Here is a 25144-nt window from a genome sequence, read left to right on the forward strand (position 1 = left end):
CGTGTCGAACGTTGAGCGCTCACGCTTATCGGCTGTGAAAATGGACAGACTCAGGGGTCTGTAGCTCAGTCGGTTAGAGCACCGTCTTGATAAGGCGGGGGTCGATGGTTCGAATCCATCCAGACCCACCAAAGTCTTGTCTGGTGTGCTGATCGTCTAAAAACCTCTGGGGTATCTGTATGACTGGGGGATTAGCTCAGCTGGGAGAGCACCTGCTTTGCAAGCAGGGGGTCGTCGGTTCGATCCCGTCATCCTCCACCAATCCTCAATGCCGGTTTTACTGCGGCAGACCTTGAAAGGGGTTTGCGGTGTAGTGAAACAGGCATTGGCGATTGAGCCAGTCAGAGTGACATGAAACAGGGTTTTATGTCGGCTGTCGTTCTTTAACAATCAGGAAGAAGTAGTAAAGAGATTCACGAAAGCATACTTAGAGATGGGTGTGCGAGTAGGTGAATCAGGGTTGTGATTGTATCAATGTATGAAAAGAGAGATCGAAAGATCGCTTTTGGAATACGGCGCAACACGAATACTCAACCTGTAGCGGGCGTGGCGAGCGTGTGATTCCCAGTGGATCACACAGGAGACACACCCGTTATAGGGTCAAGCGAACAAGTGCATGTGGTGGATGCCTTGGCGATCACAGGCGATGAAGGACGCGGTAGCCTGCGAAAAGCGGTGGGGAGCTGGCAAACGAGCTTTGATCCACCGATATCCGAATGGGGAAACCCGGCCCGTATGGGTCATCCATGACTGAATCCATAGGTCATGTGAAGCGAACGCGGTGAACTGAAACATCTAAGTAACCGCAGGAAAAGAAATCAACCGAGATTCCCAGAGTAGTGGCGAGCGAAATGGGACCAGCCTGTACTCTTTATCTTCATTGTTAGTCGAAGGCTCTGGAAAGTGCCGCCATAGCAGGTGATAGCCCTGTAGACGAAAACAGCGAGGAAGAACTAGGTGTACGGAAAGTAGGGCGGGACACGTGAAATCCTGTCTGAAGATGGGGGGACCATCCTCCAAGGCTAAATACTCGTGATCGACCGATAGTGAACCAGTACCGTGAGGGAAAGGCGAAAAGAACCCCGGGAGGGGAGTGAAACAGATCCTGAAACCGCATGCATACAAACAGTCGGAGCCTCGCAAGGGGTGACGGCGTACCTTTTGTATAATGGGTCAGCGACTTACATTCAGTGGCAAGCTTAACCGATTAGGGCAGGCGTAGCGAAAGCGAGTCCGAACAGGGCGTTCAGTCGCTGGGTGTAGACCCGAAACCAGGTGATCTATCCATGGCCAGGATGAAGGTGCGGTAACACGTACTGGAGGTCCGAACCCACTAACGTTGAAAAGTTAGGGGATGAGCTGTGGATAGGGGTGAAAGGCTAAACAAACCTGGAAATAGCTGGTTCTCTCCGAAAACTATTTAGGTAGTGCCTCGTGTATCACCTTCGGGGGTAGAGCACTGTCATGGTTGTGGGGTCCATTGCGGATTACTACGCCATAGCAAACTCCGAATACCGAAGAGTGCAATCACGGGAGACAGACATCGGGTGCTAACGTCCGGTGTCAAGAGGGAAACAACCCAGACCGCCAGCTAAGGTCCCCAAATATTGCTAAGTGGGAAACGAAGTGGGAAGGCTAAAACAGTCAGGAGGTTGGCTTAGAAGCAGCCATCCTTTAAAGAAAGCGTAATAGCTCACTGATCGAGTCGTCCTGCGCGGAAGATGTAACGGGGCTAAGCAATATACCGAAGCTGCGGATGCACATTTATGTGCATGGTAGGAGAGCGTTCCGTAAGCCTGCGAAGGTGCACTGGAAAGTGTGCTGGAGGTATCGGAAGTGCGAATGCTGACATGAGTAGCGATAAAGGGGGTGAAAGGCCCCCTCGCCGTAAGCCCAAGGTTTCCTACGCAACGTTCATCGGCGTAGGGTGAGTCGGCCCCTAAGGCGAGGCAGAAATGCGTAGCTGATGGGAAGCAGGTTAATATTCCTGCACCATTGTTGAATGCGATGGGGGGACGGATCGCGGAAGGTTGTCCGGGTGTTGGAAGTCCCGGTCCTTGCATTGGAGAAGGCGCTTTGGCAAATCCGGGCGCGGAATTCAAGGGTGCGAGGCCAGTCGCTCAGGCGACGAAGCAATCGGAAGTGGTTCCAGGAAAAGCCTCTAAGCTTCAGTTCAACAAGACCGTACCGCAAACCGACACAGGTGGGCGAGATGAGTATTCTAAGGCGCTTGAGAGAACTCGGGAGAAGGAACTCGGCAAATTGGTACCGTAACTTCGGGATAAGGTACGCCCCTGTAGCCTGACTGGCCTGCGCCAGAAGGGTGAAGGGGTTGCAATAAACTGGTGGCTGCGACTGTTTAATAAAAACACAGCACTCTGCAAACACGAAAGTGGACGTATAGGGTGTGACGCCTGCCCGGTGCCGGAAGATTAAATGATGGGGTGCAAGCTCTTGATTGAAGTCCCGGTAAACGGCGGCCGTAACTATAACGGTCCTAAGGTAGCGAAATTCCTTGTCGGGTAAGTTCCGACCTGCACGAATGGCGTAACGATGGCCACACTGTCTCCTCCCGAGACTCAGCGAAGTTGAAGTGTTTGTGATGATGCAATCTCCCCGCGGCTAGACGGAAAGACCCCATGAACCTTTACTGTAGCTTTGCATTGGACTTTGAACCGGTCTGTGTAGGATAGGTGGGAGGCTTTGAAGCGTGGACGCCAGTCTGCGTGGAGCCATCCTTGAAATACCACCCTGGTTTGTTTGAGGTTCTAACCTTGGTCCGTGATCCGGATCGGGGACAGTGCATGGTAGGCAGTTTGACTGGGGCGGTCTCCTCCCAAAGTGTAACGGAGGAGTACGAAGGTACGCTAGGTACGGTCGGAAATCGTGCTGATAGTGCAATGGCATAAGCGTGCTTAACTGCGAGACCGACAAGTCGAGCAGGTGCGAAAGCAGGTCATAGTGATCCGGTGGTTCTGTATGGAAGGGCCATCGCTCAACGGATAAAAGGTACTCTGGGGATAACAGGCTGATACCGCCCAAGAGTTCATATCGACGGCGGTGTTTGGCACCTCGATGTCGGCTCATCTCATCCTGGGGCTGTAGCCGGTCCCAAGGGTATGGCTGTTCGCCATTTAAAGAGGTACGTGAGCTGGGTTTAAAACGTCGTGAGACAGTTTGGTCCCTATCTGCCGTGGGCGCTGGATATTTGAAGGGGGCTGCTCCTAGTACGAGAGGACCGGAGTGGACGAACCTCTGGTGTACCGGTTGTCACGCCAGTGGCATCGCCGGGTAGCTATGTTCGGAAGAGATAACCGCTGAAAGCATCTAAGCGGGAAACTCGCCTTAAGATGAGATATCCCCGGGGCTTCGAGCCCCTTGAAGGGTCGTTCAAGACCAGGACGTTGATAGGTCAGGTGTGGAAGCGCAGTAATGCGTTAAGCTAACTGATACTAATTGCCCGTAAGGCTTGATCCTATAACCGGTGTGTCTTGCACACGTGACGGTTGAGATCAGTGTTGTGCGAATTGATACACACAGACAACACAACCCCAACAGCTCTACCCCTGGTGAGCATCACCAGAAACTACTTCTTCCCGATTGGTTGTGCTGTCCCCAGGACAGCATGACAACAAGTCATGCCTGATGACCATAGCGAGTCGGTCCCACCCCTTCCCATCCCGAACAGGACCGTGAAACGACTCCACGCCGATGATAGTGCGGATTACCCGTGTGAAAGTAGGTAATCGTCAGGCTCCCCAGCAGCATCAGAAACCCCACCCAAAAAAGGTGGGGTTTCTGCGTTTACGCGACGTAAAGTTACCCCCTCGAATCCCAATTCCGCGCGCTCGCGCTGAAGCGAGCGCGAGCCAAGGGGGACCTATCATTCACGGCGCCGAGAGAACAGGCGAGGAGTCGATCACCGCCCCAGCCGCCGAAAGAATTCTACCTGTCTTGCGCGAGAAACCGCTGTGCCAGCCGTACCCAGTACGTCGAGCCGATGGGCAACAACGTGTCGTTAAAGTCATAGCTGGCGTTATGCAGCATGCATGGACCAGCACCATGGCCTGAATCCCGGTGGCCGCCGTCGCCGTTGCCCAAAAACGCGTAGCACCCCGGTTTGGCGAGCAACATGAAGGAAAAATCCTCTGCGCCCATCGTCGGCTCAACCGCGTCGTCGACATTTTCAGCGCCGACAATTTCCTTCATGACCATCGCCGCAAAACGGGCCTCTTCGCTGCTGTTGATCGTTGGCGGGTAGTTTCGGTGGAATTGAATCTCGACGGCACAATCGTAGGCCTCGGCGGTGCTTTCTACGATCTTTCGCATACGCGCTTCGATCAGATCGAGCGTATCGGTCGTGAACGTCCGCACCGTGCCTGCGATCCACGCATTGTCCGGGACAACATTGACTGCGTCGCCGGCGTGAATTTGGGTGATCGACAACACAGCGGTGTCGAGCGGTTTCTTGTTCCGCGTGATGATGCTCTGCAGTCCATTCGCGATCTGCACGGCGGTGAAGACGGGATCGCGGCCGTTGTGCGGCAGCGCAGCGTGCGAGCCCACACCTTTGATTTCAATGTGAAATTCGTTGCTCGACGCCATGATCGGACCTTCGGTAACGCCGAAGTGACCCGCCGGCATGCCTGGCCAGTTATGGATGCCGAATACGGCGTCGACCGGAAATTTCACGAATAGACCGTCGTCGATCATGGCCTGCGCACCCGCGCCGCCCTCTTCGGCGGGCTGGAAAATGAACACGATCGTGCCATCAAACTCGCCGTGCTTGACGAGGTGCTGCGCGGCGCCGAGAAGCATGGCGGTATGTCCGTCGTGACCACACGCGTGCATCTTGCCGTCATTCTTTGACCGATGGTCGAAGCTGTTCAGTTCCTGTATCGGCAGCGCATCCATGTCGGCCCGCAGACCGATGGACCGCGAACCATTGCCTCGTTTCAGTACGCCGACAACGCCGGTTTTGCCCAACCCTCGATGAGTTTCGATACCCCAAGACTCGAGGGTTCGTGCAACGAGATCTGCCGTTGCCGTTTCTTCGTAACGAAGTTCCGGATGGGCGTGGATTGTTCGTCGAAGGGTCTGAATTTCGCCGTGAGCGGCTTGGATTTCTGGGATCAGTTTCATGATGGAGTTGGTGATGCGTCTGTGCTTTAGCTTGCGTGGAATCGCTCGGGGCCACACTGGCCCGGGCACGGTAATAACCGATTCTACGCCGAAGGCATTTTTGGCGGCACCACGCAAGCTAACGGCAATCGACGTAATAGAATCCCGCATTGCTCTACTGCTCACAGCCTCCCTGGACGGATCGCCGATGAATGCTCCGACTGAACCTATTCGTGCCGTATGCCCGCATGATTGCCCCGACACTTGCGCGATGCGTGTGACGGTCGACGCTGGGCGCGCGATCAAGGTCGTCGCCGATCCAGAGCATCCTCCAACGCAAGGCGCGCTGTGCACCAAGGTCAGCCGCTATGCGGAGCGCGTGCATCATCCGCAAAGATTGACGACGCCGATGAAGCGCGTCGGCCGTAAAGGAGAGGGCCGCTTTGAGCAGATCAGTTGGGACGAGGCGTTCCAGCTCGCTGCTCGCCGGCTGTCCGCGATTGCGCGCCGCGCGCCGGAAGCGATCGTCCCATACAGCTACGCCGGCACGATGGGTTTGATTCAGGGCGATAGCATTGCGCAGCGGTTCTTCCACAAGCTCGGCGCATCGCAACTGGACCGTACAATCTGCGCGGCCGCCGGTACCGCCGGGCTGAAGTACACCTATGGCGCGAGCATTGGCATGCTCACCGAGTTTTTCGACGAAAGCGAACTCATCCTCATCTGGGGCTCGAATCCCATCGCGTCGAACCTGCATTTGTGGACGCGCGCCCAACAGGCCAAACGACACGGAGCGCGGCTAATCGCGATCGATCCGTACCGCTCGCTGACCGCGGAAAAATGCCATCAGCACATTGCCTTGAAACCCGGCACCGATGGCGCCCTGGCGCTCGGCATGATGAACGTGTTGATCACGGAAAATCTGCTCGATCGAGCGTACATCGAGGCCCACACATTAGGCTTCGAAAAGCTGAAGGCCCGCGCGTTGAGCTATTCGCCGTCGCGCGTTGCCGAAATTTGCGGCATTGATAAGCAGGTTATCGTCGATCTTGCACGACTTTACGGTGGCACTAAAAAGGCCGCGATCCGCATGAACTACGGCCTGCAACGGGTGCGTGGCGGCGGCAACGCCGTGCGCGCGATCGCGTGCCTGCCGTCGTTGACGGGTGCATGGCGCGAGCGAGCGGGTGGCGTGTTGCTGTCCTCGGGCGGTTGGGCGCCGGTCGACTCGCACGCGTTGCAGCGTCCGGACCTGATGCCCGGCTGGCCATCCACGGTAAGCCGCGTCATCAATATGAATGCGATCGGCGACGCCTTGCTCCATACCGGCGACGCCACGTTCGGCCCGAAAGTGGAAGCGATCGTCGTCTACAACTCGAATCCCGTGGCGGTGGCGCCAGATTCCGAGCGAGTCGCTGCGGGTTTCGCGCGGGAAGATCTGTTCACCATCGTGCTGGAGCACTTCCAGACCGACACCGCCGACTATGCCGATCTGCTCTTGCCGGCCACGACGCAACTTGAACACCTGGACGTCCACAAGTCGTACGGCCACACGCACGTGATGGTCAACCTGCCAGCAATCGCTCCAGTCGGTGACGCGCTCCCGAACACCGAGATTTTTCGCGGCTTTGCGCGTCACATGGGACTCGACGAGCCGGCGCTGTTCGAAAGCGACGAGACCGTGGCGCAGGCCGCGTTCCGCTGGCAAGACAAAACGCTCGAAGGCGTCGATTGGAAGACTTTGAAGCAAACGGGCTGGGCACGGCTGAAGCTGCCCGATGCGCCTTTCGCCGAAGGCGGTTTCCGAACGCCGTCGGGCAAATGCGAGTTCTACAGCGAGCGCCTCGCGCAGCAGGGACTCGACCCGTTGCCGGACTACCTGCCGCCTTACGAATCCGCCGACGGCTCACCAGAACTTGCGGCGCGCTATCCACTTGCCATGATCTCTCCGCCGGCCCGCAACTTCCTGAACAGCACTTTCGTGAACATCGAAAGCCTGCGTTCGACCGAAGGCGAGCCGCATCTCGACATGCATCCGGCCGACGCACAATCGCGAAACATCGTCGACGGCGATCAGGTGCGCATCTTCAACGACCGCGGCTCAATGCAGGCGCGCGTGCGCGTCACCGATAAAGCGCGCGAAGGGCTCGTGGTCGGCCTGTCGATCTGGTGGAAGAAGCTCGCTCCCGACGGCCGCAATGCCAATCAGGTCACCAGCCAGGCGCTCACCGATCTGGGCGGATCGGCAACTTTCTACGACTGTCTTGTCGAAGTCGAGCGCGTCTGAAACACGCTAAATCATCGCGCGGCGCTCCTCCTTCACGGGTTCGAGGCTGCAGTCTAACCAGGCCGCTTTTCGCGAATAGCAATGAGGTCCGCATGCTACGATGCGTTTTAGCACGACCATTCGAAAATAAAGGAGGAGACGCTGCATGGACAAAATCTGGCTGAAATCTTATCCGCCCGGCGTTCCCGCAGAGATCGACCCGAGCCGCTATTCGTCGGTGGGAGAACTGCTCGAAGAAGCCTTTCGCGAGCACCGCGCCAAACCGGCGTTCGTCTGCATGGGCAAGGAGATCAGCTACGGCGAGCTTGACGCGCTTTCGCGCAAGCTCGCAGCGTGGTTTCAGTCGAAGGGCCTTACCCGCGGCGCGCGCATCGCGATCATGATGCCGAACGTGCTGCAATATCCGGTGGCGCTTGCCGCCATTTTGCGCGCGGGCTATGTGGTCGTGAACGTCAACCCGCTCTATACCCCGCGTGAACTCGAGCATCAGCTCAAAGACAGCGGCGCGGAAGCGATCGTTCTGCTTGAGAACTTCGCGGTCACGCTACAGGCGATCGTACGCAACACCTCGATCAAGCATGTCGTGGTGGCCGCAATGGGCGACCTGATGGGGATCAAGGGCACGCTGGTGAATTTCGTTGTGCGCAAGGTGAAGAAGATGGTGCCGGCGTGGAGTCTGCCGGGTCACGTCAAATTCAACACTGCGATCGCGGAAGGCGGACGCCAGAGTTTCACACCGGTCCGGCAAGGTCCTGAAGACGTCGCTTTTCTCCAGTACACAGGCGGAACGACGGGCGTGGCCAAGGGCGCAACGCTGCTGCATCGGAACCTGATTGCCAACGTGCTGCAGTCGGAAATCTGGCTCGATCCGGTTCGCGCGAATCGCACGGATATCGATCAGTTCATCACGGTCGTTGCATTGCCGCTGTATCACGTGTTCGCGCTGACCGTGTGCGGGCTGCTGACGATTCGTACCGGCGGCCTTGGCGTGCTGATTCCGAATCCGCGCGACATTGCGGGCATGGTCAAGGCGCTGGAAGGCTATCCGATCACGACCATTCCCGCCGTCAACACGCTGTACAACGCGCTGTTGAACAGCCCGGATTTTCATAAGCTCGATTTTTCGAAGCTGATCGCCGCGAACGGCGGCGGTATGGCCGTCCAGGAAGCTGTGGCCAAGCGCTGGTACGAGCAGACGTATACGCCGATCATCGAAGGATATGGGTTGTCGGAAACGTCGCCGTGCGTGACCTGCAATCCGGTCACCGTCACCGAATACAGCGGAACGATCGGCTTGCCGTTGCCGTCGACCGAAATCTCGATTCGTGACGACGAGGGCAACGAAGTGCCGCTCGGCCAGCCGGGCGAAATCTGCATCCGCGGCCCGCAGGTGATGGCCGGCTACTGGAACCGGCCGGATGAAACGGCGAAAGTGATGACGCCGGACGGCTTCTTCAAATCGGGCGATGTCGGGCTGATGAACGAGGGTGGCTTCGTCAAGATCGTCGACCGTAAGAAAGACATGATTCTGGTGTCCGGCTTCAACGTCTATCCGAATGAAATCGAAGACGTGGTCGCCAAGCTGCCGGGCGTGTTCGAAGTCGCCGCAGTGGGCGTGCCAGACCAGCATTCGGGCGAAGCTGTGAAGCTGTTCGTCGTCAGGAAGGATCAGGCGCTCACCGATGCCGACATCTTCGCGTACTGCAAACAGCAGTTGACCGGCTACAAGCGGCCGAAGATCGTCGAATTCCGCACCGAACTGCCGAAGAGCAACGTCGGCAAGATTCTGCGCCGCGAGTTACGCGACGGGCGGGCGTAGGCGGATCGCTCGCTGATCAAGCACGAAGACGACACGAAGTAGCGAGTAAACCGAAAAGGGCCGGCAGACGAAAGTCTGCCGGGCCTTCTCTTTTGCGCAGCCACTACGAAAACCGCCGGCAGCGCGCACCATAAAAAAAGGCGCCCGAAGGCGCCTTTGAGGCAAACTGCTTTGTTACGACTTATTAGAACTTGTGGCGGATACCGACGCGAGCCGTGAACTGGTTCTGGTTCGACGAACCCGTCAGGCCGTTGATGCCTGCCGTTGCGTCGACCACAGCGCCAGTAGCGGTGACCGTGTCGCCCAGAGCGTGTTGGTACACACCCGTCACGTACACGTCGGTACGCTTGGACAGGAAGTAGTCCACGCCAACTGCGCCTTGGTGGTACTGAGCACGCGAATTGCCGTTGATTTCCGCGCCGCGCGTGTAGTCATACGCTGCGCCGATCAGCAATGCCGGGGTCAACTGATACTTGAAGTTCACTTCCGCGTTGTTGAACGTAGCCGACTGACCCTTGAACGGCGATGCGAACGAAGCGCCCAGGTTGCCGAAGCGGATGTTCGAGTACGTCAGGCCAACCGTTGCCGCGCCGAACGTGTACGCGCCGCCTGCACCGACGACCTGGTACGTGTTAGCCGATGCGTAGCCTGCGTAGACCGGGGACGTCACAGCGAAATTTGCGGCGGCCGTCGGCGTGGCCGGCGTGTTCGTTGCGATCGTACCGCCGTTGTTGAACAGGCCACCCGAAGCTGCCGGGCTGCGTGCGTTCAAGTAGCCAACGCCCAAGACGAGGGGACCGTTGTTGTAGCCAGCGCCCAACGACCAGATCTGGTTCGACGTGACGTTGCCGGCGATGCCGCCGAAGCTGTACGTGCCGCCGAACGTCAGGCCGTTGTAGTTCGCGCTCGTGTACTTGACCGTATTGTTGGTGCGGTACGAGTTGTTGAAGTTGTCGAGGTCGCCCGGGTGAGCAGCGATGTAGCCGCCCCATTGGTCACCGACTTCCAGCGGGCCAACATAGTCGACGACGGAGTCGTACTGACGACCCAGCGTGACCGTACCGAACTGGCTCGACAGGCCGACGTAAGCTTGACGACCGAACATCAGGCCGCCTTGACCCAGCTTGCCGTTGTTCACGTCAAAGCCGTTTTCCAACACGAAGATTGCCTTCAGACCGCCGCCCAGATCTTCCGTGCCGCGCAGGCCGAAACGCGAACCTTGCAGAACGCCGCTGGACAGGTTGTACAGGTGCTTGCCACCCGAATTTGTGTTGACGTTGAAGCCTTCGTCAATGATACCGTACAAGGTCACGCTGCTCTGAGCATGTGCGACGCCTGCGAATGCGCCCAGTGCTGCGAGAGCGAGAAGCGACTTTTTCATCGAATGATCTCCAAGGATTACGAATCTTTTGTACAAGGCAAAATATTTATCTAGCGTTGAGGCCTTGCTTGTCCAACTTCGCGAGAAGTTGCACGTAATGTAACAAAAGGCATACATGGCACAAAGAAAAAGGAGGGGTGCGGCAACGCGCCTGTTTCGTTTACGCAACATGGTCTAAAATCATCAATTGGCCGCCGGATCCGTGCGGCTTGAAGGTTTCCGTGAAGCCGGTTTTTGCCGCAAGGCCTTGTCGAGTGGACCTGGCGCATCGACGAGACGGCTGTCGAATGAGGGAGTGCTGAATGTTTCTGGACGAGTTGATTAGCGAGTTTGATCGGGGTTTACGCTCAATGACCGGCGTGTCGCGGATGAGTCGTCCGTTGCCGGTTCCGCAAGAATCCGCGGTGAGCGAACCGGCGCCCGAACTTTCACCGGCGGAGCGCGCGCACGCGGCTGGATTGATGCGCGTGAATCACGTCGGCGAGGTTTGCGCCCAGGCGCTCTATCAGGCCCAGAAACTCGCGACCAAATCGCCTTCCTTGAGAGCGGTGTTCAACCGCGCCGCGATCGAGGAAGAAGATCATCTCGCGTGGACTTTCAAACGCCTTGAGGCACTCGACTCGCGTCCCAGTCTGTTGAACCCGCTCTGGTATACCGGCGCATTGGCGATCGGCCTCGCGGCAGGGCGCTTGGGCGACCGTGTCAGCCTCGGCTTCATGGCCGAAACCGAGCGTCAGGTTGAGCAGCATCTCGACAGCCATCTGGACGAGCTGCCGGCAGCCGACCACGAGTCGCGCGCGATCGTCGAACAGATGCGAGTGGACGAGGCGGAACACGGCAAGGCCGCGATGGAAGCCGGCGGCCTCGAGCTGCCGTTTCCCGCGCGCGCACTGATGCGCGCCGCGTCTAAAGTCATGACGCGCACCGCCTATTACATATAAGTTAAAGCCCTCCGTTCACGTACCGCCCGAAGGTGGGACGGCGCATCGCGCACCGCCCACCTGAAGTACCGGAAACGCCATCCGACACCTCCCGCTCCCGCTTCACGATCTCTTAAATTCCGCGCCTTTCCCCCGCACTTTTCACGTATCACCTTCACAAGTTGCACTAGCTCATTCATTTATAACGGTTTTCCGTTTTTATGCCTGACGTGAAGGAGTCGCGCTAAGTCCTTGTTCTAACAAACAAAATTCACCGGAAAAGCGCGCATCTCCCTTGACCCGTGTTTAGCGTTCCTCTAAAGTGGGAGACAGTGTGAGAAAGTGTATTTTTGTGTGATCTCGCACGCAGTTTCGGGTAGATTTTTACGGGTCGGGTAGCCGGCGCGCAAATGCGTCGCGAAAGCAACCAGGTGGCATCTGACCAGAGTAAGTGCTTTGCATGGGACCAGAGTAAGCGCTAAAGCGCCAACTCTGGTCGACAGTTGAAGCGCCCAACTCGGGTCGACAGGGGAGAGCGAAGTGTTCCAAGGGGCGTCGGCGCTGACGCTCGATGCGAAAGGGCGGATGTCTATTCCCTCTCGATATCGGGATGCGCTGCAGACACAGGCAGAGGGCCGGGTGACGATCACCAAGCACCCGGACGGCTGCCTGTTGCTCTTTCCGCGCCCGGAGTGGGAAATCTTTCGCGACAAGGTCGACAAGCTGCCCATGAACGCGACCTGGTGGAAGCGCATTTTTCTCGGCAACGCAATGGACGTGGATATGGACGGCGCAGGGCGCGTGCTCGTGTCGCCGGAATTGCGCACGGCTGGCGGGCTGGAAAAAGAAGTGACCTTGCTCGGCATGGGTCGTCACTTCGAGTTGTGGGATGCACAAACCTACGCCGCGAAGGAACAGGCGGCTATGGCCGAGGGCATGCCCGACGCGTTAAAAGATTTCACGTTCTGATCGCGGTTTACATATATGGCGCCTGCGATGGGAAACGAATTGCAGCATCGCACGGTGCTGCTGGAAGAAGCGGTTCAAGCGCTGGTCACGCGTGCGGACGGCGTGTATGTGGACGGCACGTTCGGGCGCGGTGGGCACAGCCGCCTGGTGCTGGAGAAGCTGGCTGAATCGGGGCGTCTGATCGCTTTCGACAAAGACCCGCTGGCCATCGCCACGGCGCTGCAGATTGCTGATCCGCGCTTTGGCATCGTGCACGAGAGTTTTGCTTCACTGCGCACCGCGATTGCGGAGCGCGGCGTAGGACGGGTGTCGGGTGTTTTGCTGGATCTGGGCGTGTCGTCGCCGCAAGTCGACGATCCGGAGCGGGGCTTCAGCTTCCGCGCCGACGGCCCGCTCGACATGCGGATGGACCCGACGCGCGGCGAATCGGCGGCTGACTGGCTGGCGCGGGCCACGGTGCAGGAATTGACGGAGGTGATACGAGATTATGGGGAAGAACGGTTTGCTTTTCAGATTGCAAAGGCGCTTGTTGCTCGCCGGGCAGAGTCCGACCGTCTTGGGCCTCTCGTCAGCACGGGCGAGCTTGCCCAAATCGTGGCTAACGTCGTCAAAACCCGTGAGAAGGGCAAGGATCCGGCAACCCGCACCTTTCAAGCTATACGGATTCACATCAATCAAGAGCTTGCGGAGCTGCAAGTCGTTTTAGAAGCAGCGTTGTCGCTGTTGGAGCAAGGGGGGCGGCTGGTGGTCATCAGCTTTCATTCGCTCGAAGACCGAATCGTCAAGCGATTCATGCAGGCGCACGCGAGTACGCCCGCGGTGGATCGCCGTCTGCCGATTCGCGCAGTCGATCTGCCGAGCCCTCCGCTCAAAATCATCGGCCGCGTGTTTGCAAGCGACGCTGAAGTCGCCGCGAACCCGCGCGCCCGTTCTGCCGTGATGCGCGTGGCGGAGCGGATCGCACCATGAACCGCCTCAATATTTTCCTGCTGATCATCGTGATGGGCTGCGCCTTGTCTGTCGTCAACGCTACCAATCAGCAGCGTCAGATCTTTATCCAGTTGCAGCGCGCTCAATCGCAGGAGCGCCAGCTGCAGCAGGACTATTCGCAACTTCAATATCAGCAGAGCGCGCTGTCGAAAACGTCGCGCATCGAGAATATCGCCACTGATTCCCTGAAGATGCAATCGGTCACCACCGGCCGCACGCAATACCTCACGCTCGATCCGGGCGCGGCGAAAGCGGAAGATGCGCCGATCCCGACTTCCGGCCCGGCATCGGCGCCGGCGGCGAACCGTCGCGGAGGCGTGCGATGAAAAAATCGTCGGCTCGCAAGAGCGTGGCTTTCTCGGCCAATCCGATCCTGTCGGTGCGTCTGCCGATGTGGCGTTCCAAACTCGTCGTGTTCCTGCTGTTCATGGCGTTCGTCGCGCTCACCGCGCGCGCCTTCTGGATCCAGGGCCCCGGCAACGCGTTCTATCAGAAGCAGGGGGAAATCCGCTATCAGCGCCGGCTTGAGTTGCCGGCCACGCGCGGCAAAATTCTCGACCGCAACGGTCTCGTGCTGGCCACGAGTCTGCCGGTACGCGCGATCTGGGCGATTCCCGAATCGGTGCCGGACGACCTCGGCGCGGACAAGCTGACGTCGCTCGGCAAGCTGCTCGGCATGACCAACAAGGAACTGCGCGCCAAGCTCTCGGAAGACAAGAACTTCGTCTACGTAAAGCGCCAAGTGCCGGTGGACGTTGCCGCGAAAGTCACCGCGCTGGACATCCCCGGCATTTACGCGCGCGACGAGTACAAGCGCTTCTATCCGGAAGGCGAGATCACGGCCCACCTGATCGGCTTCACCAATGTGGAAGACGAAGGCCAGGAAGGCGTCGAGCTCGGCGACCAGAAGCTGCTCGCCGGCATGTCGGGCAGCCGTCGTGTGATCAAGGACCGCATGGGCCACATCATCGAGGATGTGGACGAGCAGGTCGTGCCGCACAACGGCCAGGACGTGGATCTCTCGATCGACAGCAAGATTCAGTACATCGCGTATACGAACCTGAAGGCGGCCGTCGAGAAATTCAAGGCGAAGGCCGGCGCGGCGATGGTAATTGACGTGCGCACGGGCGAAGTGCTGGCGCTCGTCAATTACCCGACGTACAACCCGAACGACCGTTCACACCTGACCGGCGATCAGTTGCGCAACCGCATCCTGACCGACACGTTCGAGCCCGGCTCGATCATGAAGCCGTTCACGGTCTCGCTCGCGCTCGATCTGCACCGCGTCACGCCGACTACACTGGTTGATACAGGCGGCGGCCGCTTCGTGCTCGACGGTGCGCCGATTACCGACGACAGCGCGTTCGGCGTGCTGACGGTGGGCGGCGTGATCCAGAAGTCGAGCAACATCGGCGCGACGAAGATCGCCATGCAGCTCAAGCCCGAAGAGATGTGGAACATGTACACCAGCATCGGTCTCGGCCAGGCGCCGAAGGTCGGTTTCCCGGGCGCGGCGGCTGGCCGTCTGCGTCCGTGGAAGAGCTGGCGCCGCATCGAGCAGGCGACCATGTCGTACGGCTACGGTCTGTCGGTGTCGCTGTTCCAGTTGGGCCGTGCTTACACCGCGATCGCACATGACGGCGAGATCATGCCGGTGTCGATCTTCCGCACGCCTGGCGATCAGCCGGCCACGGGGCCGCAGATCTTCGCGCCGACCACCGCTCGCCAGGTGCGCGCCATGCTCGAAACCGTCACGGCGCCGGGCGGCACGTCGCCCGATGCGGCGGTGCCGGGCTATCGCGTCGGCGGCAAGAGCGGTACGGCGTACAAGCACGGCGCGCACGGCTACGACCACTCCAAATATCGCGCTTCGTTCGTCGGCATGGCGCCGATGCCGAATCCGCGCATCGTCGTGGCCGTCTCGGTCGACGAACCGACGGCGGGCAGCCACTTCGGCGGTCAGGTGTCGGGTCCGGTGTTCTCCAGCATCGTCGGCGACACGCTGCGCTCGTTGAATGTGCCGCCGGACATGCCGGTCAAGCAAATGGTGGTGTCGGACGATTCGGCACCGGCCGCGCCGACCGCGGCCGCCACGCCTGCGACGGTCAAGAAACTCTCCACCAGCGCCGGCGCGAAGAAGATGACGATTTCCGCGAATGCGAAAAGCCATCCGGGAGTCGTGCGATGAGCATGTTGCGGAAGAACCATCCCGCGCAACGGCAGATCGCCGACGCCCTCGCCTGGCTGCACGCTCACGCGAAGCCGGCGGCGCATCTGCACGCCGACACGCGCTCACTCGCGGCCGGCGACGCGTTTTTCGCCTACGCGGTGGAGGGCGCGGACAACCGCCCGTTCATCGACGGCGCGATCGAACGTGGCGCCGCCGTGCTGGTTCAGCCCGAAGGCTTCAGCGGCGCGATCGATCCGTCGACCACGCTGGCCGTGCCGGCGTTGAACGAACTCGCCGGTTCCATCGCGAGCGGCTGGTACAACGATCCGAGCGACGGCATGCTGACGGTCGGCATCACCGGTACGAACGGCAAGACCTCGTGCAGCCAGTGGATTTCGGCGGCGCTGACGGCGCTCGGCACGCGCTGCGCGATCATCGGCACGCTCGGCACCGGGTTGCCGGGCCAACTCGTGCACACCGGCTTCACAACGCCCGATGCGCCGCAACTGCAACGCAGTCTCGCGCAATTGCGCGATGCGGGCGCGCAGGCGGTGGCCATGGAAGTGTCGTCGCACGCACTGCACCAGGGGCGCGTGAACGGCACGGCGTTCGACATCGCCGTATTCACGAATCTCACGCAAGACCATCTCGACTATCACCACACGTTCGAAGCCTATGAAGCCGCCAAGGCGCGTCTGTTCGCCTGGCCGGAACTGCGCGCGGCCGTGATCAACCGCGACGATGCCGCCGGCCGCCGATTGCTCGCCAGCACGCAGGGTCACGCACGCACGATCGCCTACGGCCTGGACGACACGATGCAGGATGCGCCGCAAGCCGACGCGCTTCTGCTCGCTTCGAACGTGCGCGCCACCGCCACGGGCACGGCGTTCCATCTGAGCACCTCGGATTGGGGCGACGCCGATGTCGAAGTGCAAACGCTCGGTGCGTTCAACGTCAGCAATCTGCTCGGCGTGCTGGGCGCATTGCTCGCCGCCGACGTGCCGTTCGACGCCGCCGTGGCCGAACTCGCAAAGCTGGAGTCGGTGAACGGCCGCATGCAGCGTCTCGGCGGCCGCTTGCAGAACGACGAACCGCTCGTCGTGATCGATTACGCGCACACGCCGGACGCACTGGAAAAGACGCTCGAAGCGCTGCGCCCGATGGCGACCGCGCGCGGCGGCGAACTGATCTGCATGTTCGGCTGCGGCGGCGACCGCGACGCCACCAAGCGTCCGCTGATGGGCGCGATCGCCGAGAAGATCGCCGACGGCGTCGTAGTGACCAGCGACAACCCGCGCAGCGAAGATCCGCAATCGATCATCGAGCAAATCGCGGCGGGCATGAAAGACGCGTCGAAGGCACGCCGTATCGAGGACCGCGCGAGCGCGATTCTGCAAGCGATCCGCAGCGCCGCGCGCGAAGACGTCATCGTGCTGGCCGGCAAGGGGCACGAAGCAACACAGGAAATCATGGGCAAGAAACGCGCTTTCTCCGATCAGGACCACGCTCGCCTCGCGCTGGCCGCGCGCGCGACGCAAGCACGCGGAGGTGGCGAATGAGCATGTTCTCGCTGCGTGAAGCCGCCGCTTTGATCACGGGCGCAACCGTGCTGGGTGACGACGGCGTCACGTTCGAACGCGTCTCGACCGACAGCCGCAGCGCGGGCCCGGGTGATCTATTCATCGCGATCAAGGGCGATCGGTTCGACGCGCATGACTTTCTGCCGGACGTCGCCGCGCGCAACGTGACGGCTGTTCTCGTCACGCGCACGCCGCAAGAGTGGCATGTGCCGGCGCTCAAAGTCACCGACACGCGCGTGGGTCTCGGCGCGCTCGCACGCGGCTGGCGCCGCAAGTTCAGCATGCCGCTCGTCGCCGTGACGGGCAGCAACGGCAAGACCACGGTCAAGGAAATGATCGCGTCGATCTTCGCCGCCGCGGTCGGCGCCGACGCGCGTCTCGCGACCGTGGGTAACTTCAACAACGACATCGGCTTGCCGCTCACGCTGTTCCGTCTGCACGCAGAACATCAATTGGCGGTAGTCGAACTCGGCATGAACCATCCGGGCGAAACCTCGGAGCTCGCGAAAATCGCCGAGCCGACGGTCGCCGTGGTGAACAACGCGCAGCGCGAGCATCAGGAATTCATGGCAACGGTTGAAGCCGTCGCGCTCGAACACGCCAGCGTAATTCATGCGCTGTCGCCGGAAGGCGTCGCGGTGTTCCCGGCCGACGACGCCTACGCAAGCATCTGGCGCGTGGCCGCAACCGGCAACCGCATCATGGACTTCGCGCTGAACTCCGCCGAACGGACCACTGAAGCGGCGGTAAAAGGCACGTTCGCGGGCAAGGTCTTGAGCATCGACACGCCGGCAGGCCAAGTCGAAGTCACACTGCAAGTGCTCGGCGACCACAACGCGCACAACGCCTTGGCCGCAACATCCGCAGCGTTGGCCGCGGGCGTTTCGCTCGACGCGATCAAGCGCGGTCTCGAATCGTTCGGCGCCGTGAAGGGCCGCTTGCAGGTCAAGCAGGCGGCGCTCGGCACGCTAGCCGGCGCCACCGTCATCGACGACACCTATAACGCCAATCCCGATTCGATGCGCGCCGCGATCGACGTGCTCGCCTCACGTGCCGCGCCGCGCGTGCTGGTGATGGGCGACATGGGTGAAGTCGGCGACAACGGTCCGGCGTTTCACCGCGAAATCGGCGCATACGCCAAGGAACGCGGTATCGACGCGCTGTACGCCATGGGCGACGCCTCGCGCGACGCCTGCACGGCGTATGGCGCCGACGCGCATCACGTCGCCGACATCGGCACGCTGGTCGCGCAATTGCAGCAGGCCGGTTTCGGTCCTGCCGCAACGCTTCTCGTGAAAGGCTCGCGCTTCATGCAGATGGAGCGCGTGGTGGACGCCGTAACGAGTCCACAACCCAACGCAGCGGGCAGTACGCCCGCCGCACATTGAAATAGAAGGACCGAAGCATGCTACTGGCGCTGGCGCAATGGCTGCAGAATGACGCAAGCTTCTTGCGCGTGTTCAGTTATCTGACTTTCCGTGCGGTGATGGCGACCATCACCGCACTGCTGATCGGGCTCGTCTGCGGCCCGGCGGTGATTCGCAAGCTGACCGCCATGAAGGTGGGTCAAGCCGTTCGTAAAGACGGCCCGCAAACTCACCTGATCAAATCCGGCACGCCGACCATGGGCGGCGTGCTGATTCTGCTCGGCATTGCCGTGGCCACGCTGCTGTGGGCCGATCTGACCAATCGCTTCATCTGGATCGTGATGCTCGTCACGTTCGGTTTCGGTGTGATCGGCTGGGTCGACGATTACCGCAAGGTGGTCTACAAGGATCCGCGCGGCATGTCATCGCGCGAAAAATATTTCTGGCAGTCGGTGATCGGGCTGTTCGCGGCGGTGTATCTCGCGTTCAGCGTGTCCGAAGCGAGCAATGTGCGCGTGTTCGACCTGTTCATGGCGTGGGTGCGCAGCGGTTTGTCGATGGGCTTGCCGGCGCGCGCCGACCTGATGCTGCCGTTCGTCAAATCGATCAGCTATCCGCTCGGGGTGTGGGGCTTCATCGTGCTGACGTATCTGGTGATCGTCGGCGCGAGCAACGCGGTCAACCTCACCGACGGTCTCGACGGTCTCGTGATCATGCCGGTCGTGCTGGTCGGCGCGTCGCTCGGTGTGTTCGCCTACGTGATGGGCAGCTCGGTCTACTCGAAATACCTGCTGTTTCCGCATATCGCCGGCGCGGGCGAACTGCTGATCTTCTGTTCGGCGATGGGCGGGGCAGGGCTCGCATTCCTCTGGTTCAACACGCACCCGGCGCAGATGTTCATGGGCGACGTTGGCGCGCTCGCGCTCGGCGGCGCGCTCGGCACGGTGGCGGTGATCGTGCGTCAGGAAATCGTGCTCTTCATCATGGGCGGCATTTTCGTTGCGGAAACGCTCTCCGTGATGTTGCAGGTCACCTGGTTCAAGTTCACCAAGCGCCGTTTCGGCGAAGGGCGGCGTCTCTTCAAGATGGCGCCGCTGCATCACCACTTCGAATTGTCGGGTTGGAAGGAAACGCAGGTGGTCGTGCGCTTCTGGATCATCACGTTGATGTTGTGTCTCTTTGGTTTGTCCACGCTCAAGTTGCGTTAAGCAGGTATTAGGGGAAGCAGGCGATGTTCGGCGAGAAGTTTCGGGATCGGCAAAAGCCGATGGTGCTCGTGCTGGGACTGGGTGAATCCGGTCTCGCCATGGCGCGCTGGTGCGCGCGGCACGGCTGTCGGCTGCGTGTGGCCGATACGCGCGAAGTGCCGCCGAACCTGTCCGCGCTGGAAGCGCACGGCATCGACGCCGCATTCGTCGGCGGCCCGTTTTCGCCGGTGCTGCTCGAAGGCGTCGAACTCGTCGCCATTAGCCCCGGCTTGTCGCCGCTTGCCGCTGACCTGTTGCCGCTGATCTCCGCTGCGCGCGAGCAAGGCATCCCCGTGTGGGGCGAACTCGAGCTGTTCTCGCAAGCGTTGAAAACGCTCGGCGAAAGCGGCTACGCGCCGAAGGTGATCGCGATTACCGGCACCAACGGCAAGACGACGACCACGAGCCTGATCGGCCTGCTGTGCGAACGCGCCGGCAAGAAGGTCGCGGTGGCCGGCAATATCAGCCCGGCGCTGCTCGACAAACTCTCGGAAACAATCGACAACACCGCGTTGCCCGACGTGTGGGTGCTGGAGCTGTCGAGCTTCCAGTTGGAAACCGCGCACACGTTTTCGCCGGATGCGGCGGTCGTGCTCAACATCACCCAGGATCACCTGGACTGGCACGGCGGTCTCGACGCATATGCCGCCGCAAAGGGCCGTATTTTCGGTACACAGACGGTGCGCGTGCTGAATCGCGACGACTCGCGCGTCATGAAGCTGGCGCCGCCGGAAGACAGCGAAGCCGAGATGGTCACGTTCGGCGTCACCGAGCCGAAGAACGACGGCGACTACGGCCTGCTGCGCGACAACGGCATGGTCTGGCTCGTCGAGGCGCACGATCGCGACGCGAGCGACGAACCCGTGCCGAAGCGCCGTCGCAAGAACGAAGTGGCGACGCCGCCGAACATCGCGCTAAAGCGTCTGATGCCCGCGGACGCCTTGCGCATTCGCGGCCTGCACAACGCCGCCAATGCGCTCGCCGCCTACGCACTCGCGCGCGCAATCGGCCTGCCGGGCGCGCCGCTGCTGCACGGTCTGCGCGAATATCACGGCGAGCCGCATCGTGTGGAATTGATCGCGTCGATCGACGGTATCGACTATGTGGACGACAGCAAAGGCACCAATGTCGGCGCGACGGTTGCCGCGATCGACGGTCTCGCGCAGCGCATCGTGCTGATCGCCGGCGGCGATGGCAAGGGCCAGGATTTCGAGCCGCTCGCCGCACCGGTCATGCGCTGGTGCCGCGCCGTGATGCTGATCGGCCGTGACGCGCCGCAGATTCGTGCCGCGCTGGAAGACACCGGCATCGCCATGACGGATCACGCCACGCTCGAAGAAGCGACGCGCGCCGCAACCGCGCTGGCGCAACCGGGCGACGCCGTGTTGTTGTCACCGGCTTGCGCGAGCTTCGACATGTTCAAGGGTTACGCACACCGCGCCGCGGTATTCCGCAGCACGGTAGAAGACATCGCAGCCGAACGGGGGACGATGATATGAGCTGGTCGGAACGTTTCGGGTCGCGTCACGCTGCTGCCGGCGACGCAGCAGGTTCGGGTGGTTCGGTGCGCGTCGGCGGCCGCACGGGTGGCAGCGGTCTCGCGAGCGCCGTCAACGGTGTGCGTCCGCTACGCTCGCGCATGCTCGACTACGATCATTCGCTGCTGTGGGTGGTCGTCGCGCTGCTGGGTCTCGGCGTGGTGATGGTGTATTCGGCGTCGATCGCCATGCCCGATTCGCCGAAGTACGCGTCGTATCGCGACTACGCGTTCCTCGTGCGCCAGATCATCTTTGTGGTGATGGGCTCGGTGATCGGTATCGTGTCGTTCCGCATTCCGATCGCGACGTGGGACAAGTACGCGCCGAAGCTGTTTCTGATTTCGCTGGTTGCGCTGGTGATCGTGCTGATCCCGCACGTCGGCAAGGGCGTGAACGGCGCGCGCCGCTGGATTCCGCTCGGCATCACGAACATGCAGCCGTCGGAAATCATGAAGCTCGCGGTGACCATTTACGCGGCGAACTACACGGTGCGCAAGCAGGAATACATGCACAGCTTCGCCAAAGGCTTTTTGCCGATGGCCGTCGCCGTGGGTCTCGTCGGCGCATTGCTGCTGCTCGAGCCGGACATGGGCGCGTTCATGGTGATCGCGGCGATCGCGATGGGCGTGCTGTTTCTCGGCGGCGTGAACGGCAAGCTGTTCGGCGGCCTCGTGGCAACCGCGGTCGGCACGTTCAGTCTGCTGGTGTGGGCGTCTCCGTGGCGTCGCGAGCGGATTTTCGCGTACCTCGATCCGTGGGACGACCGTTACGCACAGGGCAAGGCTTATCAATTGACGCACTCGTTGATCGCGTTCGGCCGCGGCGAGTGGTTCGGCGTGGGCCTCGGCGGCAGCGTCGAGAAGCTCAACTATCTGCCGGAAGCGCATACCGACTTCATCCTCGCGGTGATCGGCGAGGAACTCGGGTTTGTCGGCGTGCTGGTGGTGATCCTGATGTTCTACTGGATCGTGCGCCGCTCGTTCGAGATCGGCCGTCAGGCGCTCGCACTCGACCGCACGTTCGCGGGTCTGGTCGCGAAGGGCATCGGCATCTGGTTCGGCGCGCAGACCTTCATCAACATGGGCGTGAACCTCGGCTTGCTGCCGACCAAGGGTCTCACGTTGCCGCTCGTCAGTTATGGCGGCTCGGGCATTGTGCTGAATTGCGTCGCCATTGCGGTGCTGATGCGTGTCGACTACGAGAACCGGGTGCTCATGCGCGGAGGGAAAGTATGACCGCCCTGCCGCAACGCACGCTGATGGTGATGGCCGGCGGCACCGGGGGACATGTGTTCCCGGGGCTCGCGGTCGCTCATCTGATGCAGGCGTGGGGCTGGAAGGTCGTATGGCTCGGCAATCCCGCGGGCATGGAAGCGACGCTGGTGCCGAAGCACGGCATCCCGATGGAATACGTGCGCTTCGGCGGACTGCGCGGCAAGGGCATGAAGACCAAGCTGATGCTGCCGGTCAATCTCCTGCGCGCCTGCACGCAAAGCCTCTCTGTGCTGCGTCGCGTGAAGCCGGACGTCGTGCTCGGCATGGGCGGCTACATCACGTTTCCGGCCGGCCTGATGACCGCGTTGAGCGGCCGTCCGCTGGTGCTGCATGAACAGAATTCGATTGCGGGTCTCGCGAACAAGGTGCTCGCGAAACTCGCCAAGCGCGTGCTGGTCGCATTCCCGAATGCGTTGCCGCATGGCGAATGGACGGGAAATCCAATTCGTGCGGAACTTGCTGGCGCAATGGCACCCAAAGCACGCTACGCGCAACGCTGCGGTCCGTTGAATGTACTCGTGGTGGGCGGCAGTCTCGGCGCGGCGGCATTGAATGAAGTCGTGCCGCGGGCGGTGGCCTTGCTTGCGCCGAACGAACGGCCGCGCATCGTGCATCAGGCGGGCGCAAAGCACATCGAGGCGCTGCGCGAGAACTACGCGGCAGCCGGTTTGCAAACAGGCGCCGATGTCGAACTCGTGCCGTTCATCGACGACATGACGAGCGCCTACGCGAACGCGGACCTGGTGATTTGCCGGTCCGGCGCGATGACGGTGTCCGAGATTTCAGCAGTAGGCGTGGCGGCATTCTTCGTGCCGTTCCCGTATGCAGTGGACGATCACCAAACTACTAATGCAGCGTTCCTCGCCGACAACGGCGCGGCGCTGGTCGTGCAGCAACGCGATCTGTCGGCGGAAACCCTCGCTGACTGGTTGCGCAGCCAGACGCGAGCAACCCTCGCGGAGATGGCGGAGCGTTCGCGCTCGCTCGCGAAACCCGACGCCACGGAACAGGTCGCGCAGATTTGCGCGACCGTGGCGGGTTCGATTTCGGGCGCGAGCCCAGAAGGAAAGCAATGAAACACATCGTCAAACACATTCATTTTGTCGGCATCGGCGGTGTCGGCATGAGCGGCATCGCGGAGGTGTTGGTCAACCTCGGCTATCAGGTGAGCGGCTCGGATCTCACGAGCAACGCGATCACCGATCGCCTCGCCGCACTCGGCGCGCGGATCGCGATCGGTCACGCGGCGGAGAACATCGAAGGCGCGAACGCGGTGGTCGTTTCCACGGCCGTGCGTAGCGACAATCCGGAAGTGCTGGCCGCGCGTCATCGGCGCATTCCGATCGTGCCGCGCGCGGTGATGCTCGCGGAACTGATGCGCCTGAAGCAGGGCATCGCGATTGCCGGCACGCATGGCAAGACCACGACCACCTCGCTGGTGGCGAGCGTGCTCGCGGCGGGCGGACTGGATCCGACCTTCGTGATTGGCGGCCGCCTGATCAGCGCGGGCGCGAATGCACGCCTGGGCACGGGCGACTTCATCGTCGCGGAAGCCGACGAGTCGGATGCGTCGTTCCTGAATCTGTTCCCGGTGATCGAAGTCATCACGAATATCGACGCCGATCATATGGACACCTACGGCCACGACTTCGCGCGGCTCAAGCAGGCGTTCATCGAATTCACGCACCGTCTGCCGTTCTACGGTATCGCGGTTCTGTGCGTGGACGATCCGAACGTGAAGGAAATTCTGCCGTTCGTGTCCAAGCCGATCATCCGCTACGGCTTCGCGCCGGATGCGCAGGTGCGCGCGGTCAACGTCAAAGCGCACGACGGCAAGATGCATTTCACGGCCATGCGCGAAGACGCGGCGCCGATCGACATCGTGTTGAACCTGCCGGGTGAGCACAACGTACAGAATGCTTTGGCCGCAATTGCAATTGCGACTGAACTTGAAGTGAAAGATGCCGATATCCAGCGAGCGCTGGCGGATTTTAACGGCGTCGGTCGACGCTTCCAGCGCTACGGTGAAGTGCCGGTCGTGACCGAAGGCAAAACGAGCGGTGCCTACACGCTGGTCGACGACTACGGTCATCACCCGGTCGAGATGGCAGCGACAGTGGCGGCGGCGCGCGGCGCATTTCCGGGCCGGCGTCTGGTGCTGGCGTTCCAGCCGCACCGCTTCACGCGTACGCGTGATTGCTTCGAGGATTTTGTGAAAGTGCTGTCGACCGTCGACGCGCTCGTGCTGACCGAAGTCTATTCGGCCGGCGAAGCGCCGATCGTCGCCGCGGACGGCCGCGCGTTGGCGCGCGCGCTGCGGGTGGCGGGCAAGGTCGAACCGGTGTTTGTCGATACGGTGGATGAAGTGCCGGACGCGCTCTCAGCAGTGGTGCGCGACGGCGATGTGGTGATCACGATGGGCGCGGGTTCGATCGGCGGTGTGCCGGGTCGCCTCGCGCAGGAAACGAAGGTGTGAGCGAA

Annotated in this window: 16 protein-coding genes, 2 tRNA genes and 2 rRNA genes; 18 read left to right on the forward strand and 2 right to left on the reverse strand. The window is 61.1% G+C overall.

All coding sequences use genetic code 11. The annotated features are described in order from the left end of the window. Positions 1–54: 54 nt before the first annotated feature. From RI103_RS02040 to rrf, 4 genes are all read left to right on the forward strand, one after another. A tRNA-Ile gene (locus tag RI103_RS02040) sits at positions 55–131 on the forward strand. Between the two features lie 54 nt (positions 132–185). Continuing rightward, a tRNA-Ala gene (locus RI103_RS02045) sits at positions 186–261 on the forward strand. A gap of 337 nt (positions 262–598) precedes the next feature. Continuing rightward, positions 599–3477: ribosomal RNA gene (locus RI103_RS02050) — 23S ribosomal RNA — on the forward strand. A 164-nt stretch (positions 3478–3641) separates the two neighbouring features. Further along, positions 3642–3755 (forward strand): 5S ribosomal RNA (rrf, locus tag RI103_RS02055). A 190-nt stretch (positions 3756–3945) separates the two neighbouring features. On the opposite strand, the gene RI103_RS02060 is transcribed toward rrf, so the two are convergent. Continuing rightward, complete coding sequence (locus RI103_RS02060) at positions 3946–5142, reverse strand: M20 aminoacylase family protein (protein WP_310813786.1); 1197 nt, start codon at positions 5140–5142, stop codon at positions 3946–3948. Positions 5143–5329: 187 nt separating this feature from the next. Between RI103_RS02060 and RI103_RS02065 the strand changes: the two genes are divergently transcribed. Next, entirely contained in the window at positions 5330–7408 is a 2079-nt protein-coding gene (locus RI103_RS02065; RefSeq protein WP_310813787.1) for a molybdopterin oxidoreductase family protein, read from the forward strand. Between the two features lie 145 nt (positions 7409–7553). Then, positions 7554–9227, forward strand: a complete 1674-nt coding sequence (locus RI103_RS02070) for a long-chain fatty acid--CoA ligase (protein WP_310813788.1) — start codon at positions 7554–7556, stop codon at positions 9225–9227. Between the two features lie 184 nt (positions 9228–9411). Here RI103_RS02070 and RI103_RS02075 read toward each other — a convergent pair whose 3' ends face one another. Continuing rightward, positions 9412–10608, reverse strand: a complete 1197-nt coding sequence (locus tag RI103_RS02075) for a porin (RefSeq protein ID WP_310813789.1) — start codon at positions 10606–10608, stop codon at positions 9412–9414. A 302-nt stretch (positions 10609–10910) separates the two neighbouring features. On the opposite strand from RI103_RS02075, the gene coq7 reads away from it, so the two are divergent. The 12 genes from coq7 to murC all read left to right on the forward strand — a co-directional run bounded on the left by coq7 (position 10911) and on the right by murC (position 25139). Beyond that, positions 10911–11549 carry a 2-polyprenyl-3-methyl-6-methoxy-1,4-benzoquinone monooxygenase gene (gene coq7 / locus RI103_RS02080; protein ID WP_310813790.1) on the forward strand — a complete coding sequence of 213 codons (639 nt, stop codon included), beginning with the start codon at positions 10911–10913 and terminating at the stop codon, positions 11547–11549. Between the two features lie 519 nt (positions 11550–12068). Beyond that, positions 12069–12497 carry a division/cell wall cluster transcriptional repressor MraZ gene (mraZ, locus tag RI103_RS02085; RefSeq protein WP_091798777.1) on the forward strand — a complete coding sequence of 143 codons (429 nt, stop codon included), beginning with the start codon at positions 12069–12071 and terminating at the stop codon, positions 12495–12497. A gap of 15 nt (positions 12498–12512) precedes the next feature. Next, positions 12513–13466, forward strand: coding sequence for a 16S rRNA (cytosine(1402)-N(4))-methyltransferase RsmH (gene rsmH / locus RI103_RS02090; protein ID WP_310813791.1), 954 nt, complete (start codon positions 12513–12515; stop codon positions 13464–13466). Continuing rightward, positions 13463–13813, forward strand: a complete 351-nt coding sequence (ftsL, locus tag RI103_RS02095) for a cell division protein FtsL (protein ID WP_310813792.1) — start codon at positions 13463–13465, stop codon at positions 13811–13813. Before rsmH ends, ftsL begins: the two co-directional genes overlap by 4 nt. After that, complete coding sequence (locus tag RI103_RS02100; protein WP_310813794.1) at positions 13810–15675, forward strand: penicillin-binding protein 2; 1866 nt, start codon at positions 13810–13812, stop codon at positions 15673–15675. The genes ftsL and RI103_RS02100 overlap by 4 nt, the downstream gene beginning before the upstream one ends. Beyond that, complete coding sequence (locus RI103_RS02105; RefSeq protein ID WP_310813795.1) at positions 15672–17216, forward strand: UDP-N-acetylmuramoyl-L-alanyl-D-glutamate--2,6-diaminopimelate ligase; 1545 nt, start codon at positions 15672–15674, stop codon at positions 17214–17216. The genes RI103_RS02100 and RI103_RS02105 overlap by 4 nt, the downstream gene beginning before the upstream one ends. Continuing rightward, the gene (gene murF / locus RI103_RS02110; RefSeq protein WP_310813796.1) at positions 17213–18625 is read left to right on the forward strand and encodes a UDP-N-acetylmuramoyl-tripeptide--D-alanyl-D-alanine ligase; all 1413 of its coding nucleotides are present in this window, start codon (positions 17213–17215) and stop codon (positions 18623–18625) included. The genes RI103_RS02105 and murF overlap by 4 nt, the downstream gene beginning before the upstream one ends. A 17-nt stretch (positions 18626–18642) precedes the next feature. After that, positions 18643–19812, forward strand: a complete 1170-nt coding sequence (gene mraY / locus RI103_RS02115; protein ID WP_310813797.1) for a phospho-N-acetylmuramoyl-pentapeptide-transferase — start codon at positions 18643–18645, stop codon at positions 19810–19812. 23 nt (positions 19813–19835) lie between these two features. After that, positions 19836–21350: a UDP-N-acetylmuramoyl-L-alanine--D-glutamate ligase gene (murD, locus tag RI103_RS02120; protein ID WP_310813798.1), complete on the forward strand. Its 1515-nt coding sequence runs from the start codon at positions 19836–19838 to the stop codon at positions 21348–21350. After that, complete coding sequence (gene ftsW, locus RI103_RS02125) at positions 21347–22624, forward strand: putative lipid II flippase FtsW (RefSeq protein ID WP_310813799.1); 1278 nt, start codon at positions 21347–21349, stop codon at positions 22622–22624. Before murD ends, ftsW begins: the two co-directional genes overlap by 4 nt. Further along, a complete protein-coding gene (gene murG / locus RI103_RS02130) occupies positions 22621–23739 on the forward strand; it encodes an undecaprenyldiphospho-muramoylpentapeptide beta-N-acetylglucosaminyltransferase (protein WP_310813800.1) in 1119 nt (372 codons plus the stop codon). Before ftsW ends, murG begins: the two co-directional genes overlap by 4 nt. Beyond that, positions 23736–25139 (forward strand): UDP-N-acetylmuramate--L-alanine ligase, encoded by a 1404-nt coding sequence (murC, locus tag RI103_RS02135; protein ID WP_310813801.1) that lies wholly within the window; start codon positions 23736–23738, stop codon positions 25137–25139. The genes murG and murC overlap by 4 nt, the downstream gene beginning before the upstream one ends. Positions 25140–25144: the final 5 nt, after the last annotated feature.

Origin of the sequence: Paraburkholderia sp. FT54, from assembly GCF_031585635.1 — a bacterium.
Classification (GTDB): domain Bacteria; phylum Pseudomonadota; class Gammaproteobacteria; order Burkholderiales; family Burkholderiaceae; genus Paraburkholderia.

Excerpts from the sequence above, each read along its gene's own strand:
- coq7 (WP_310813790.1), top strand. The coding sequence starts at position 10,911 with ATGTTTCTGGACGAGTTGATTAGCGAGTTTGATCGGGGTTTACGCTCA.
- RI103_RS02105 (WP_310813795.1), top strand. The coding sequence starts at position 15,672 with ATGAGCATGTTGCGGAAGAACCATCCCGCGCAACGGCAGATCGCCGAC.
- ftsW (WP_310813799.1), top strand. The coding sequence starts at position 21,347 with ATGAGCTGGTCGGAACGTTTCGGGTCGCGTCACGCTGCTGCCGGCGAC.
- rsmH (WP_310813791.1), top strand. The coding sequence starts at position 12,513 with ATGGCGCCTGCGATGGGAAACGAATTGCAGCATCGCACGGTGCTGCTG.
- murG (WP_310813800.1), top strand. The coding sequence starts at position 22,621 with ATGACCGCCCTGCCGCAACGCACGCTGATGGTGATGGCCGGCGGCACC.
- ftsL (WP_310813792.1), top strand. The coding sequence starts at position 13,463 with ATGAACCGCCTCAATATTTTCCTGCTGATCATCGTGATGGGCTGCGCC.
- RI103_RS02065 (WP_310813787.1), top strand. The coding sequence starts at position 5,330 with ATGAATGCTCCGACTGAACCTATTCGTGCCGTATGCCCGCATGATTGC.
- RI103_RS02075 (WP_310813789.1), bottom strand. The coding sequence starts at position 10,608 with ATGAAAAAGTCGCTTCTCGCTCTCGCAGCACTGGGCGCATTCGCAGGC.
- RI103_RS02070 (WP_310813788.1), top strand. The coding sequence starts at position 7,554 with ATGGACAAAATCTGGCTGAAATCTTATCCGCCCGGCGTTCCCGCAGAG.
- murD (WP_310813798.1), top strand. The coding sequence starts at position 19,836 with ATGTTCGGCGAGAAGTTTCGGGATCGGCAAAAGCCGATGGTGCTCGTG.
- mraY (WP_310813797.1), top strand. The coding sequence starts at position 18,643 with ATGCTACTGGCGCTGGCGCAATGGCTGCAGAATGACGCAAGCTTCTTG.
- murF (WP_310813796.1), top strand. The coding sequence starts at position 17,213 with ATGAGCATGTTCTCGCTGCGTGAAGCCGCCGCTTTGATCACGGGCGCA.
- RI103_RS02100 (WP_310813794.1), top strand. The coding sequence starts at position 13,810 with ATGAAAAAATCGTCGGCTCGCAAGAGCGTGGCTTTCTCGGCCAATCCG.
- murC (WP_310813801.1), top strand. The coding sequence starts at position 23,736 with ATGAAACACATCGTCAAACACATTCATTTTGTCGGCATCGGCGGTGTC.
- RI103_RS02060 (WP_310813786.1), bottom strand. The coding sequence starts at position 5,142 with ATGAAACTGATCCCAGAAATCCAAGCCGCTCACGGCGAAATTCAGACC.